The following is a 12,722-nucleotide window of genomic DNA, read 5'->3' on the forward strand; positions in this document are numbered from 1 at the left end:
GCCCGGGGGAGGGCCGGACGCGCCGCACCGCGGGCACGTGCTGCCGGTGTGCCCGCTGTGCGGCGCGGTCAGGAGAGTGGCGAACGGTCAGAAGACGAAGCAGTCCACGTACCGGGTCTCCCGGCTGAGCGCCGCGGGCACCAGGCCGCCCGCGTTGCGGGTGACCTGGGCCGCCTCGGTCGAGTGCGGGGTGGTGCTCTGGCAGGACGTCGGCGAGCTGTGGCCGGACATCAGGTAGTCACAGCGTCCGTTGCGGTTGTCGGGCAGGCCGAGGGCGTGCCCGAGCTCGTGCGCGGCGATCCTCGGCGGGTAGAAGCCGTCGTTGACCGCCTCGCGTCCCATGTAGATGGTGGCGCGGCCGAAACCGTTCATGTAGGTGCGGGGCCAGCCGTTGTCGGCGTACACCTTGACGGTGGCCTGCGCACCGGTCGCGGCCCTGAGCTGGATCGCGGGCACGGCCGCGTTCCAGGCGGCGGCGCCCTGGTCGACGGCCGCCCTGAACTCCTGTGCGGCACTGGCGTCGTAGTAGATCGTGCGGACCGCGGCCGGGGCCGCGGCCGACGCCGGCTCGACGACCAGCGCGGGCACCAGGAAGGACAACCCGAGCGTGACGGCCAGCGCCGCCATGATCTTGCGAAGTGACATGGGGGAACTCCTACGGGGTGGGGGACCGGGGGTCAACGGCCGATCTGCTGGTTGATCCACGACAGGTACGGCGCGATGCCGGTGTAGAGCGTGGTGGTGGCGCACTCGCCCATGTTGTCGCCGGGGCCGTGGGTCTCGCCGACGAGCGTCCAGTCGCCGCGGGTGCCGACGACCGCCGGGCCGCCGGAGTCACCGTGGCAGGCCGAGTGCGTCCGGTCGCCCGAGACGCACACGTCGTTCGCGGTGCCGCCGCCGGCCGCGCACCTGCTGCTGGACAGGATCGTCAGGTCGATCTCCTGGAGGACGGAGGCGGTCCTGCAGCTCGGCCAGCTCATGCAGCCGAAGCCGAGCAGCCGCACGGGCGTACCCGCGGCGGGGTTGGACTGCGCCATCTTCACCGGAGCCGACTGGGCGGGGGCGGACAGGTGCATCAGCGTGAGGTCGGTACCGGACCGGGTGGTGCGCCGGTCGATCTGGCGGACCTCGCCACCGGAGCTCTTGTACGTCGAGCCGATCCGGGCCTGCGACGCCGCGCCGCAGTGGTTCGCCGTGACGATCCACTGGGCGGCGACCAGGCTGCCGCCGCAGCCGTTGCTCAGCGACACCATCCAGGAGTACGTCTCGGTGGCGTTGTGGCCGCCGATGATCGGCACCCCGCCCTCACCGGCGGGCTCGGCGGCGTTCGCGGACGTCACACCGCACATCGCGAGCGCGAGGGCGCACGCGACCAGCGTCGCGTGCAGCAGTTTGCGCATGACGGTTCTCCAATCGGGGGTTCATGCCGCCGGGGGCCGTCCTGTCCCGCGCACAGCGGGCCGCGCTCGCCATGAATTCCTCGGCGGGCTTGCGGGGAAATGCGTTCGCGAGAAAGATGGCGGCGACCGACATGAGCCGGACCCGCATGCTCCTGTGCATGCGCCGGCGTATTGGCCTTCTCGCGGGGACCACAGCTACGGGAGAGTAGTTGAGGGAAACGGCCTCCTTCTAGCACGTGAAAAGCACTAGATATTCAATGTGTATTTCGAGGGGCATAGAAATCCGCCGGTTCCGGTGCGTTCACCTGGTGTTCACCGGGAGCGTCCGCTCGCCGGCGGACGGCGGGGCGCTCGCGACGGGGCCGGCACGGTCAAGCGCACTTCCGTGAACGGCTTCGACGAGTAAAAGCGCAATTCCCCCTAATGTCCTTCAAAGCGGACTGAATCCTTTACCTTTTTACCTCTTCCCTCGACTTTCTTTACCCGCATTTTGCTTGATGCATGGGTAACTATTCACGACACGGAATACCGACTGCCGTGTGCTCGCCACAAAGTGTGGCGTTCCGTCTTAGACGGACAAGTCGCCCGCGCCCAACACGACGAAAGGAGAGAAAGGTGAACTACGGAGAAGAGCTGCGACGCGAGATCCTGTCGGAGGGGACCACCCCGCTGATCGGGGTTTTCGACATGTTCTCCGCCTCCGTCGCCGCACAGCACTACAACGGACTCTTCGTGTCCGGCTTCGGCTTCGCGGCGTCGCACTACGGCCTTCCGGATATCGGCTTCATCGCCTGGCCCGACATCGTCGCGTTCGTGCAGCGGCTGCGACTCGCCTTCCCCGGGCGGCACCTGCTCGTGGACATCGACGACGGCTACGTGGACCCCGAGGTCGCCTGCCACGTCATCGAGCAGCTGGAGCTGATCGGCGCGTCCGGCGTGATCCTGGAGGACCAGCAGCGGCCGCGGCGCTGCGGGCACGTGGACGGCAAGCGGATCCTGCCGCTGCAGGAGTACCTCGACAAGCTCGACATGGTGCTGCGGACCCGGCGCGACCTCGTCGTGGTCGCCCGCACCGACGCCGGAGAGGAGGACGAGGTCCTGGCCCGCGCCGAGGCGCTGGCGCGGACCGACGCGGACGTCGTCCTCGTCGACGGCGTCCGGAGCATCGAGCAGATCCGCCGGGTCCGGTCGGTGATCGGCGACAAGCCGCTGCTGTTCAACCAGATCGCGGGCGGGAAGTCGCCGCGCATCTCGCTGCCCGAGCTGACCGAGCTCGGGGTGAAGGTCGCGATCTACAGCACCCCGTGCCTGTTCGCCGCCCAGAGCGCCATGGAGGAGGCGATCGTCCGGCTCAAGCGCGACGACGGCCGCCTGCCCGAGCACACCGCGAACAGCGTCGGGGTCCGGGAGTCGCTGGCCCTGCTGGAGCGCAACATCAGCCGCAACCACTCCGATCCGGAGCCGGCGGGCCTTCTCGCCTGACCCCGTCCGGTGGCCGATGGCGGCACGTCACAAGAAGCAGAGGGCCAATGCGCACCATCTCCGCGACGCTGACGCGGCTGCACATCGACCCCTACATCGCGGCGATTCTCTGTTCCGTGGGAATCGCCGCGATGTTCCCGGCCGACGGCGCCTTCGCCGCGGGCCTGGACCACGCGGGCACGGTCGCGATCACATTGCTGTTCTTCCTCTACGGCGCACGGCTGCGCACCGCCGAGGCGCTGGACGGGCTCCGCCACTGGCGCCTGCACGTGGCGATCTCGTCCGTCACGTTCCTCGTCTTCCCCGCGCTGGCGCTCGCCTGCGCGCCGCTGACCCCGGCACTGCTCAGCGAGCCCCTGTACGCGGGCGTGGTCTTCCTGTGCGTCCTGCCGTCCACCGTGCAGACGTCGATCACGCTCACCTCCATCGGACGGGGCAACGAGGCGGGGGCGATCTGCAGCGCCTCACTGTCCAACCTGCTCGGCGTCGTCCTCACCCCGCTGCTGGCGGCCGCGCTCGTCTCGGCGGGCGACGGCGGGTTCTCGCTCGGCACCGTCCGCGATATCGCGGTCCGGCTCCTGCTGCCCTTCCTGCTCGGCCAGGTCGCCCAGCGCTGGATCGGCGACCAGGTCCGCGCCCGGCGCCGGGCGCTGTCCCGCTACGACCGCGCGGTGATCCTGCTCGTGGTCTACACGGCCTTCAGCCGAGGCGTCGTCAACGGTGTGTGGAACGACCTCGCGCCGGCGGAACTCGGCGCCCTGACCCTCGTCGTCGCGGCCCTGCTCGCCCTCGCGCTCGCGGCCACGGGACTCGTCTCACGCCTCGGCGCCTTCTCCCGGCCCGACCACGTCGCGATCCTGTTCTGCGGTTCCCAGAAGAGCCTGGCGAGCGGCCTGCCCATGGCGACCGTCCTGTTCGAGGACGCCCGCGTCAGCACGGTCGTCCTCCCCCTGATGCTCTACCACCAGCTCCAGCTACTGGTGTGCTCCTGGCTCGCACAACGCTTCGCAGCCCCCGAGCCGAGCCCCGCGAAAGCCTGAAAAGGACATCATGCACCGCCTCCTCATCGCCTCCCTCCTCGCCATCGCCGCGTTCGCCTCCTTCGGCGCGCACACCGCCTCGGCCTCGGCGACGAACTCTCCGAGCATCGGGGTGAACGCCCTGAACACCTACAACAGCGGCGACGACGCCGGAAACGACAGCTTGCTGGAGATGGACCGCTCCCTCAACTTCGCCAAGGGCGACGGCAGCCCCGGAAGCGACATCATCAACGAGGTGAGCGGCGCGTCCAGCGGCATGTCCCCGGGCTCGTCGAACGGCTCCCTGACCGGCACCTCCACCGACCTGGCCCCCACGGAGTCCGACGACGAATAGCCCGATCGCGGCGTCCCTCGCCGGCCCGGAGACGGTGGGTGGTCGGCGGCACCACCGCGGACCACCCACCGGAGGCCTAGCTGTGCCGGTAGCTGCGAATCGTGTAATCGTTCACGTGAGCGCTCGGCGGCAGGTACCGGCCCGGACCCTGGCAATTGTGCGAAGGGTAGACGTACTGGCCCTGGTTCGAGCCGTTGATCGCGGACTTGAAGACCGCGGGCGCCATCGGGCGGCAGGCGCCCGCGGGGGAGTAGGCGGTGCACGCCGTACCGTTGTTGTTCCGGCAGAGGTGCATGTAGCCCGTCGCCGCCGCCTGCTCGGCGCTCGCGCCCGGCGCGGGCGCGATGCCCAGACCGGCCAGCGCCGCCAGCACGACCCCGGCCGCCCGGAACCGCGTCATCGGATTCGACATGTTCTCTCCTGGCTCTTTGTGTTCTGAATGATCGTCCGGGTTCGGACACATATCAGCTTGGACAAAGAACTGTCAGCCGGTCCACCCGTTTGTGTCCTCGCGCAAAAGGCCGGCTCGCACCATACTGGCCGGAGTGGTCACCGCGACCGGGGGAACGATGTCACGGTTATCGGTACATTTCACAATGCAGGATCTGGCGCGCGTCCGGGTCTGCTCCGACCCGCACTTCCAGTGGGAACTGGTACTCAGCCTGCACCAGCTCCAGCCCGGAAGCACGCCCGGCGCGTCTCCGGCCGATGTGGCGCAGTGGCGGGCCGACACTCTGGCAGCCCTTTCCGGGCAGAGTCTCGGCTTGCGCGTCCATCGCCACCTGCTGCCCTTGGCGCCGGCCTCGTCCTACTTTCCAGACTTCCTAACGCCCTATGAAGGAATGTACGGCTTCGAGGTAGGTCTGGACGCCGTCCTCTCCACTCCTCGCGGCCGGATCGGAAGCGAGTTGCACCGGCTCACCACGCGGAGCGGAGCGCCCAGTTGGGGCGCCGAACTCGCCCACGGCCGCCTTTCCGCACTGCACCTGCTCGGTGACACCATGCGCGCCTACTTCAACAGCGCACTCGTCCCGCTCTGGCCCGCGATCACCGACCGGATCGCCACCGAACGCACCCGGCTCGCCGCCGTCCACGCCACCCGCGGCGTCCACACGATGCTCGCGAACCTGTTCCCCGCCGCGATCTGGCACCCGCGCGACCGCGTTCTGGAAACCCCCTACCCGATCAAGCACAGCGTGCATCTGGACGGCCGGGGTCTCACCCTGATCCCGTCATGGTTCTGCTCCGGCTCGCCCGTGGCGTTCGCCGACACGGACCTGCCGCCCCTGCTGGTCTACCCGATCGACCACACCCCCGCGCCCGGCCCCGTCCCGGACGCGCTGTCCAAGCTGATCGGCGGCACCCGCGCGGCCATCCTCGCCACCGTCACCTTCGGCACCCCCACCACCGCCATCCTGCGGCGCACCGGGATCTCCGCCTCGCAGCTGTCCCGCCACGCCGCCGTGCTCAGGGACAACGGCCTCATCACCGAAGCCCGCCACGCCGGCCGCACCTTCTACACCCGCACCCCCCTCGGCGACACCGTCACCTCACCGTCCACCTCCCCCCTCCGGTCCTCGCGGGCCTCCCGTTCCCGGGGCGCGGGCCGGTGCTGATCCAGATCGGCTCCGCGGGACCGTGCCGGCGGCGGTCAGAGCAGGAAGACGAGCATGGCGGCGACCGCCACGTCCACCACGCCGCAGGCCTCGGCGTAGGAGCGGGAGACGACCTTGTCGAGCTTCAGGTGGACGACGTCCCACACCCCGTGGAGGAGCCAGCCGGCCGCCACCAGGTAGCGGCCGAGGTCGGGGTCCACCGCCAGGCCCACGAGGGCCATCGCACCGAACCCGAGCATCCCCGCGGCCTGCGCCCCGAAGATCGCCCGCCCGTCCGGCGTCCCGGCCACCACTCCCCAGACCAGCAGGACCAGCGCGGCGGCCACGATGACGGCGGACAGCGGGACCACGTCCAGAATGTCGATCGCGACGATGGCCACGACCAGGGACCCGACGACGGGCCAGGACGCCCCGCGCCGGCCGATCCGGTCGAGGATCAGGTACTCCAGGGGCAGCAGGAGCATCAGCTCGCCGAACCCGGACACCGCCTCGTCCAGGTCTCCGAGACCGCCGCCCACGATGAGCGCCGCGGCGGCCAGGGCCACCGCCGTGGGCCAGCGCCGCAACAGCGCGCGGCCCCGGCCATGGTGCGCGGTCTCCTGTCCTTGCACGGTGTTCCTCCTACGGTCGGCGACGCCCTCACCCTCGGGCAGCGCGAACGTCCCCGGTAGTGACGGACCACCACGTGCGCGGATGACATCTGTCATGCGGATACCGGACAAATGACCCCCGGCCCGGGGGCCGTCCGCTGGAACAATGACGGCGTGCGCACAGGAGCCGACGAGACGGGGCTGGCGGGGTTCCGCCGCTACACCTGGTGGGCGGTGCCGGGCACCAACGTCGGCGTCCTGATCCTCTTCACCGGCGAATGGATCCTGGACGGCGACGTGCCGATCCAGCCGCGCGTCCTCAGCGCCGCCGCGCTGGCGGTCGAGGTCGCCGCGGTCGTGGCCCTGCTGAACGCGCGGCTGTCGGCCGGTGCGCGGCCCCGTCCGCCCGCGGGCGGGCCCGCCGCCGGGGCGCTGGCCGCGCTCGTGCTCGCCGTCTGCCCCCTCGCCGTGCGCAACTACGGGCTGTGGCCGATCGCACCCGCGATCATGACGGCGGTCGCCGCGACCTACCTCGACCGCCGGCACCGCCGCCGGCTGATCGCCGGCGCGGTCCTCGCCGCGGCGCTGCCCGGCGGCGCCGTCAGCCTCCTGAGCGGGGACGGCGACCTGGCGTACGCCGCGCTGTTCCCGCCCGGGATCACCGCGTTCGTCGTCTGGGCCATGCTCGGCCCCCTGTGGGCCTGGGACATCGCGGGACGGCTGGACGAGGCGCGCCGCCTGTCGGCCGAACTCGCCGTCAAGGACGAGCGCCTCCGGTTCGCCGCCGACCTGCACGACATCCAGGGCCACCACCTGCAGGTCATCGCCCTGAAGAGCGAACTGGCCGCCCGGCTCGCCGAGACCGACCCGCCGCGGGCCGCCACCGAGATGCGGGACGTCCGGCAACTGGCCGCCGACGCACTCCGCGACACCCGCGCGGTGGTCCTCGGCTACCGTCGCACCAGCCTGGACGACGAGATCGCCAACGCCACCCGGATCCTCGCCTCCGCCGGCATCGACGCCCGCACGACCGCGGAGCCCGCCGCCGTCGGCGACACCGCCCGCCACCTCCTGGGCCTGGTGATGAGGGAGGCGACCACCAACCTTCTCCGCCACAGCCGGGCGAGCCGCGCGTCCGTCGACTACCGCGTCACCGGCGGCGTCGCCCGCCTCCGGGTGGGCAACGACGGCGCGTCCGAGCCGGGCGCCGCCCCCGGCACCGGCCTGAACGCCCTCGCCGAACGTCTGAGGGCCGCGGGCGGCGACCTCACCTGGACCCGCGACGCCGACCGCTTCGAACTCACGGCGTCGCTGCCCGCCGGGAACGGCGAGGGCCGATGATCCGACTCCTGATCGCCGACGACGAGGACCTGCTCCGCAGTGCCCTGGCGTCCCTCCTCGCGCTGGAGGACGACCTCGCGGTGGTCGCCGAGGCGTCCACCTCCACCGACGCGGTCCGCCTGGCCCGCGAGCACGTTCCGGACATCGCGGTCCTGGACCTGGAGATGCCGCCCGCCGACGGCCTGCGCGCCGCCGAGGAGATCAGGGCCGCACTGCCGACCGAGATCGTCCTGGTCACCCGGCACGCCCGTCCCGCCGTCCTGCGCCGCGCCCTGGCCGCCGGCGTCCGCGGCTTCGTCCCGAAGACGACCTCAGCGTCCAGGCTCGCCGAGATCATCCGCGACGTCGCCGCCGGCCGCCGCTACGTCGACCCCGACATCGCCGCGGCCGCCCTCACCGAGGACGCCTGCCCCCTCACCGACCGCGAACTGGAGGTCCTGCGCGCCGCCCGCACCGGAGCCTCGGTCAACGAGATCGCCGCCCAGGTCCACCTGGCCCCCGGCACGGTCCGCAACTACCTCTCCACCGCCATGACCAAACTCCAGGCCCCCACCCGCCACGCCGCCGCCCACCGAGCCTGGCAACAAGGCTGGATCTGACGCGAGCCCGTTCGCCGGGATGGTCGGGACGTCCAGGCCCGCACCTACGTCTGTGGGCGGAGATGGACCCGCCGCTCCGTCCGAAGTCGCGGGTCCAAGACCGAACGTCAGGCTGAGGCCACGGGGCGCCGGGTTCCCTAGCGTCGAATCGGCGGGTCATCCCGTCCTTGCTCTCGAACCGGTGCCGCCGGACGGCGGACGTGATCAGACGGGTGGTCGTGATGATGGCGGGTCTCACAAGCGTGTCCCCTGGTGTCCGAAGCGTGTCCACGGTGCTCGCGGCGGTCTCGGCCACGGGGGCGCTGATGGCGTGCCGTTCGGCGCATGAACCCGCGCAAGCGCCGCTGACCGTGCGCGTGGATTCCGGGAGCGTGCGGGGCGTCGTGAAGGGGAAGTCTCGGCAGTTCCTTGGCATCCCCTACGCCGAGCCGCCCACCGGTGCCCGCCGCTGGACGCTGCCGCGCAATCCGCGTCCCTGGAGCGGTGTCAGGGACGCCGGACGGCCGGGGAACGACTGCATGCAGGACTCGTCGCCGGAGACCGAGAAGCCGCCCAGCGAGGACTGCCTCTACGTCAACGTCACCGCCCCGCGCGAACAGCACGGTGCCCTGCCGGTGATGGTGTGGTGGCACGGCGGCGGCTTCACGCAGGGGAGCGGGAAGGACTACGACGCCGTCCGGCTGGCGACCGAGGGCAAGGCCGTGGTCGTCACGGTGAACTACCGGCTCGGGATATACGGCTACCTGGGGCTCCCCGGGCTCGCGGGTTCGGGCGACTTCGGATTCGCCGACCAGATCGCGGCGCTGCGGTGGGCGCGGCGCAACGCCTCGGCGTTCGGCGGGGACCCGCGCAACATCACCGTGTTCGGCCAGTCGGCGGGGGCGATGTCGGCCTGCGCGCTGCTCACCTCGCCCGAGGCCGAGGGGCTCATCAGCAAGGCGATCATCTCGTCGGGGTCGTGCGGGCTGCGCTGGCCCGCCGGCGGCCTGTTCCCCGGGGCGCCCGCCGACCGGCCCTACGTCCCCGTCGCCCAGGGGCAGGACGACGGCTTGGCCGCCGCCGAGGAGCTGGGCTGTACCGGCAAGGACGCGCTGGCATGCCTGCGGGGCAAGACCAACGCCGAACTCCTTCCGCACTCGCCGTCCTTCTCCGACCACCTCGCCTACGGGACCGAGCTGCTGCCGCGGGATCCGGCGACGGCGCTGCGGGCGGGCGCGTTCGCCCACGTTCCGGTGCTCATCGGCGGGACTCACGACGAGGCCCGCTCCTTCGTCGCCGGCGCGATCCGGTACGACCCGAAGCTGATCACGTCCACGACCTATCCCCGGCTGCTGGAGCAGGCGTTCGGGGCCGACGCGCGCAAGGTCGCCGCCCGGTACCCGCTGTCGCGGTACCCGTCCGCCGGGCTGGCCTGGGCGACGGTCCTGACCGACGCGTCCTGGGCCTGCTCCACCCTGGCCGGCGCCCGGGACCTCGCCGCGCGCACGACCGTGTACTCCTACGAGTTCGCCGACGAGAACGCGCCCAACGTCAACGGCCTGCATGTCCCCGACGTCCCGCAAGGCGCCGCCCATGCCACCGACCTGCCGTACCTCTTCGACCTGGGAGGCAGGGACCTGCTGGTGAACCGGGACCGCAAGGGACTGGCCCGGACCATGGTCGGCTACTGGGGCGCCTTCGCCCGCTCCGGCGACCCGAACCACCGGGGCGCACCGCGCTGGCGGCCCGGCACCGCGCCGCTGAGCCTCGCGCCGGGTGCGATCCGGACCGTCGACGCCGCGGCGGAGCACGGCTGCGGGTTCTGGGAGACGACGACCCGGTGACCGCGGCGCTCCTCTCGCGGGACATCGCCGGGGCGCGCGGGCGCGCTGCGATGATGGGCGGGCCGCCGGCGGCGGGACCCGACCCGGCCGGGGGTCCGGGGCCGTGCCCGGCCGCCCCCGAGGGAGCCTCCATGACGATCAAGGTGCTCGTCGCCGACGACCAGGACCTGGTCCGGGCCGGATTCTGCATGATCATCGATGCCCGTGAGGATCTGGAGGTCGTCGGCGAGGCGGGCGACGGCGAGCAGGCCGTCCGGGAGGCCGCCCGGCTGCGCCCCGACGTCGTCCTGATGGACGTGCGGATGCCCGGAACCGACGGCATCGCCGCCACCCGGCAGATCACCGCCGCCGCGGACCCGCCCAAGGTCATCATCCTGACCACGTTCGACCTGGACGAGCCGCTCTACGCCGCGCTGCGGGCAGGGGCGAGCGGCTTCCTGCTCAAGGACGTGCGCCCGCCGGAACTGGCCGACGCCGTCAGGGTGGTCTCCCGGGGCGAGGCGCTGCTCGCGCCGACCGTGACGCGCCGGCTCCTCGACCGGTTCGTGGCCGTCCAGCCGACCGAACCCGTCCGGCCCGGACGGCTGGCCGAACTGACGGACCGCGAGGTGGAGGTGCTCACGCTGGTCGCCCGGGCCGCCTCCAACGCCGAGATCGCCGGATATCTGTCCCTCGCCGAGGCGACCGTGAAGACCCACGTCTCCTCCGTCCTGCGCAAGCTCGGCGCCCGCGACCGCGTCCACGCCGTCGTGATGGCCTACGACCTCGGTATCGTCCGCCCCCGCCCCTCACCCTGAAGTCGCATCGACAAGACCCCTCCAGCGACCGAGGCCCCGCGGGATCACGGCGCCCTAACCTGATCACAGCAAGTGAGAACGTCATCACCAAGGGCAGGCGGGCTTATGTTCAGGTCACGGCGGGTGCACAAGGACGAGGCGTGGGAAGGCGTCGTCGCCGGCAAGTCCCGCAACATGCCGGACGGGTCGAACCTCTACCACTACCTCAAGGTCACCTTCACCGACGGCAAGACCAGGAAGGTCCGCGTCGAAGGCTCCCTCTGGGAGTCGGTGAGCCCCGGCGACCAGATCGTCAAGCGGGCCGGATCCGACCCCGTCAAGAAGTAGCGGCACCGGCCGCCGCGCCGCGTCCGCCGTCCCACACGCTCGATCACCGGAGGAACCACATGCGCAAGGTCGTGCTCTACCACCTGATGTCGCTGGACGGGGTCGCCTACGAGGACGGCGACTGGCTCGCCGACGACGGTCCCCAGATGGTCGACTACCTCGGCCGGGTCATCGCCAAGCAGGACGACGTCCTGCTGGGGCGGGGGACGTACGACTACTGGGTCGGGCACTGGCCCGCGTCGGACTTCCAGCCGTTCGCCGAGTTCATCAACGGCACCCACAAGCACGTCGTCACCTCCAGCGCCTTCAGCAAGGAATGGGCGAACACCACCCGAGTCACCACCGACGTCCACGGCTACGTCACCGCCATGAAGCAGGAGCCCGGCGGCGACATCGGCCTCCACGGCAGCGTCGAACTGGCCCGCTCGCTGCTGCGGGCCCAGCTCGTCGACGAGTTGCGGCTGGTCGTCGCCCCGTCGGTGGTCGGACACGGCCGGCGGGTGTTCGACGGCGACGGCGTCCAGGCGTGGGGGCTGGCCGAGGTCGAGCGGGGGAAGAACGGCACGCTGTTCCTGGACTACAGCCGCTGACGGGACGCCTCGGGGGATCGGCGCGTCCGGCTCCCGCGGGTCCAGGGCCAGGTGATCAGAGCCCAGCCGAGCAGGATGACCAGCGCCTCGACCAGCACGTACCAGGGCCAGGGGCCCATCACGTCCAGGACGGAACCGGTGCCGGGCTTCTCGTTGAGGTACCCGTAGTTCGTCCCCGCGCCCACGTTGAAGACGAACGTGCCGACGGCCCAGGCCACGGTGACGGCGACCGCGAACCCGTAGTCGCCCCAGCCCGGCCGCATCCCGAGCCCCCAGGTCAGGTACACCGCGGACCACACGATCATCAGGTGCATCCCGAAGAAGCCCAAATAGTCGATGCCGGGGTAGTCCGCGCCGTTGAGCGCAGGGGTGAGCAGGCCCTGGACCGACAGGGTGAGGCCCCAGTAGTACGTCAGCGCGAACCATCGCCGGCCGAGCGTCCACAGAGCGCCGACCGAGGTCAGCCAGGCCACGTCGCACAGCTGGAGAGGCAGCGAACCGCCGATCCGCCACTCCCCGGGGAGCAGCGTGTGGACCTGCGTGCCGATCATCACGTACACGATCGCCAGCGCGTACGCCTTGCCGAAGCCCCGCGCCCGGCCGCCGAACCCCGCGCCCGGCTCCGTCTCCGCCCGCTGGGCGCGGCCGACGAGCACGAGGCCGGCGCAGCCGATCGCGAACAGCCCGAGCGCCGCCCAGTGCGAGGGCCCGTACGCGGCGAAGCGGCCGGCGACGGTCAGCGGCATGCGGCGACGCTAACCGGACCGGCGGCGGCTCGGGGCA

General features: G+C 71.5%; 15 protein-coding genes. 10 read left to right on the top strand and 5 right to left on the bottom strand.

What is annotated here, in order from left to right; all coding sequences use genetic code 11:
* Nucleotides 1–87 precede the first annotated feature (87 nt).
* Both BJ999_RS04085 and BJ999_RS04090 read right to left on the bottom strand, forming a co-directional pair.
* Nucleotides 88–645, bottom strand: coding sequence for a snapalysin family zinc-dependent metalloprotease (locus BJ999_RS04085; protein WP_179832026.1), 558 nt, complete (start codon nucleotides 643–645; stop codon nucleotides 88–90).
* Nucleotides 646–677: 32 nt separating this feature from the next.
* Complete coding sequence (locus BJ999_RS04090; protein WP_179832027.1) at nucleotides 678–1,400, bottom strand: S1 family peptidase; 723 nt, start codon at nucleotides 1,398–1,400, stop codon at nucleotides 678–680.
* 615 nt (nucleotides 1,401–2,015) lie between these two features.
* On the opposite strand from BJ999_RS04090, the gene BJ999_RS04095 reads away from it, so the two are divergent.
* Genes BJ999_RS04095 through BJ999_RS04105 form a run of 3 tightly spaced genes read left to right on the top strand, consistent with a single transcriptional unit; the run spans nucleotide 2,016 to nucleotide 4,256 of the window.
* A complete protein-coding gene (locus BJ999_RS04095) occupies nucleotides 2,016–2,882 on the top strand; it encodes an isocitrate lyase/PEP mutase family protein (protein WP_179832028.1) in 867 nt (288 codons plus the stop codon).
* A 47-nt stretch (nucleotides 2,883–2,929) separates the two neighbouring features.
* Complete coding sequence (locus tag BJ999_RS04100; protein WP_179832029.1) at nucleotides 2,930–3,922, top strand: bile acid:sodium symporter family protein; 993 nt, start codon at nucleotides 2,930–2,932, stop codon at nucleotides 3,920–3,922.
* A 10-nt stretch (nucleotides 3,923–3,932) separates the two neighbouring features.
* Nucleotides 3,933–4,256, top strand: coding sequence for a hypothetical protein (locus tag BJ999_RS04105; protein WP_179832030.1), 324 nt, complete (start codon nucleotides 3,933–3,935; stop codon nucleotides 4,254–4,256).
* Nucleotides 4,257–4,332: 76 nt separating this feature from the next.
* Here the strand turns inward: BJ999_RS04105 and BJ999_RS04110 are convergent, their stop codons facing one another.
* Nucleotides 4,333–4,668, bottom strand: coding sequence for a hypothetical protein (locus BJ999_RS04110; protein ID WP_179832031.1), 336 nt, complete (start codon nucleotides 4,666–4,668; stop codon nucleotides 4,333–4,335).
* 184 nt (nucleotides 4,669–4,852) lie between these two features.
* Here BJ999_RS04110 and BJ999_RS04115 point away from each other — a divergent pair, with 184 nt between their 5' ends.
* Nucleotides 4,853–5,872 carry a winged helix-turn-helix domain-containing protein gene (locus BJ999_RS04115; protein WP_179832032.1) on the top strand — a complete coding sequence of 340 codons (1,020 nt, stop codon included), beginning with the start codon at nucleotides 4,853–4,855 and terminating at the stop codon, nucleotides 5,870–5,872.
* A 35-nt stretch (nucleotides 5,873–5,907) separates the two neighbouring features.
* Here the strand turns inward: BJ999_RS04115 and BJ999_RS04120 are convergent, their stop codons facing one another.
* Entirely contained in the window at nucleotides 5,908–6,483 is a 576-nt protein-coding gene (locus BJ999_RS04120; protein WP_179832033.1) for a hypothetical protein, read from the bottom strand.
* 153 nt (nucleotides 6,484–6,636) lie between these two features.
* Between BJ999_RS04120 and BJ999_RS04125 the strand changes: the two genes are divergently transcribed.
* From BJ999_RS04125 to BJ999_RS04150, 6 genes are all read left to right on the top strand, one after another.
* On the top strand, nucleotides 6,637–7,803 hold the full coding sequence (locus BJ999_RS04125; RefSeq protein WP_229810247.1) for a sensor histidine kinase: 1,167 nt from the start codon (nucleotides 6,637–6,639) through the stop codon (nucleotides 7,801–7,803).
* Nucleotides 7,800–8,402 carry a response regulator transcription factor gene (locus BJ999_RS04130; RefSeq protein WP_179832035.1) on the top strand — a complete coding sequence of 201 codons (603 nt, stop codon included), beginning with the start codon at nucleotides 7,800–7,802 and terminating at the stop codon, nucleotides 8,400–8,402. The genes BJ999_RS04125 and BJ999_RS04130 overlap by 4 nt, the downstream gene beginning before the upstream one ends.
* Nucleotides 8,403–8,665: 263 nt before the next feature.
* Nucleotides 8,666–10,225 carry a carboxylesterase/lipase family protein gene (locus BJ999_RS04135; RefSeq protein ID WP_229810246.1) on the top strand — a complete coding sequence of 520 codons (1,560 nt, stop codon included), beginning with the start codon at nucleotides 8,666–8,668 and terminating at the stop codon, nucleotides 10,223–10,225.
* A gap of 131 nt (nucleotides 10,226–10,356) precedes the next feature.
* Nucleotides 10,357–11,022: a response regulator gene (locus BJ999_RS04140; protein WP_179832037.1), complete on the top strand. Its 666-nt coding sequence runs from the start codon at nucleotides 10,357–10,359 to the stop codon at nucleotides 11,020–11,022.
* A 105-nt stretch (nucleotides 11,023–11,127) separates the two neighbouring features.
* On the top strand, nucleotides 11,128–11,349 hold the full coding sequence (locus tag BJ999_RS04145) for a DUF7489 domain-containing protein (RefSeq protein WP_179832038.1): 222 nt from the start codon (nucleotides 11,128–11,130) through the stop codon (nucleotides 11,347–11,349).
* 59 nt (nucleotides 11,350–11,408) lie between these two features.
* On the top strand, nucleotides 11,409–11,939 hold the full coding sequence (locus tag BJ999_RS04150) for a dihydrofolate reductase family protein (RefSeq protein ID WP_179832039.1): 531 nt from the start codon (nucleotides 11,409–11,411) through the stop codon (nucleotides 11,937–11,939).
* On the opposite strand, the gene BJ999_RS04155 is transcribed toward BJ999_RS04150, so the two are convergent.
* Nucleotides 11,927–12,685 (bottom strand): YwaF family protein, encoded by a 759-nt coding sequence (locus BJ999_RS04155; RefSeq protein ID WP_179832040.1) that lies wholly within the window; start codon nucleotides 12,683–12,685, stop codon nucleotides 11,927–11,929. The two genes, BJ999_RS04150 and BJ999_RS04155, sit on opposite strands and share 13 nt — an antisense overlap.
* Nucleotides 12,686–12,722 lie beyond the last annotated feature (37 nt).

It is taken from the genome of Actinomadura citrea, assembly GCF_013409045.1.
Lineage (GTDB): Bacteria > Actinomycetota > Actinomycetes > Streptosporangiales > Streptosporangiaceae > Spirillospora > Spirillospora citrea.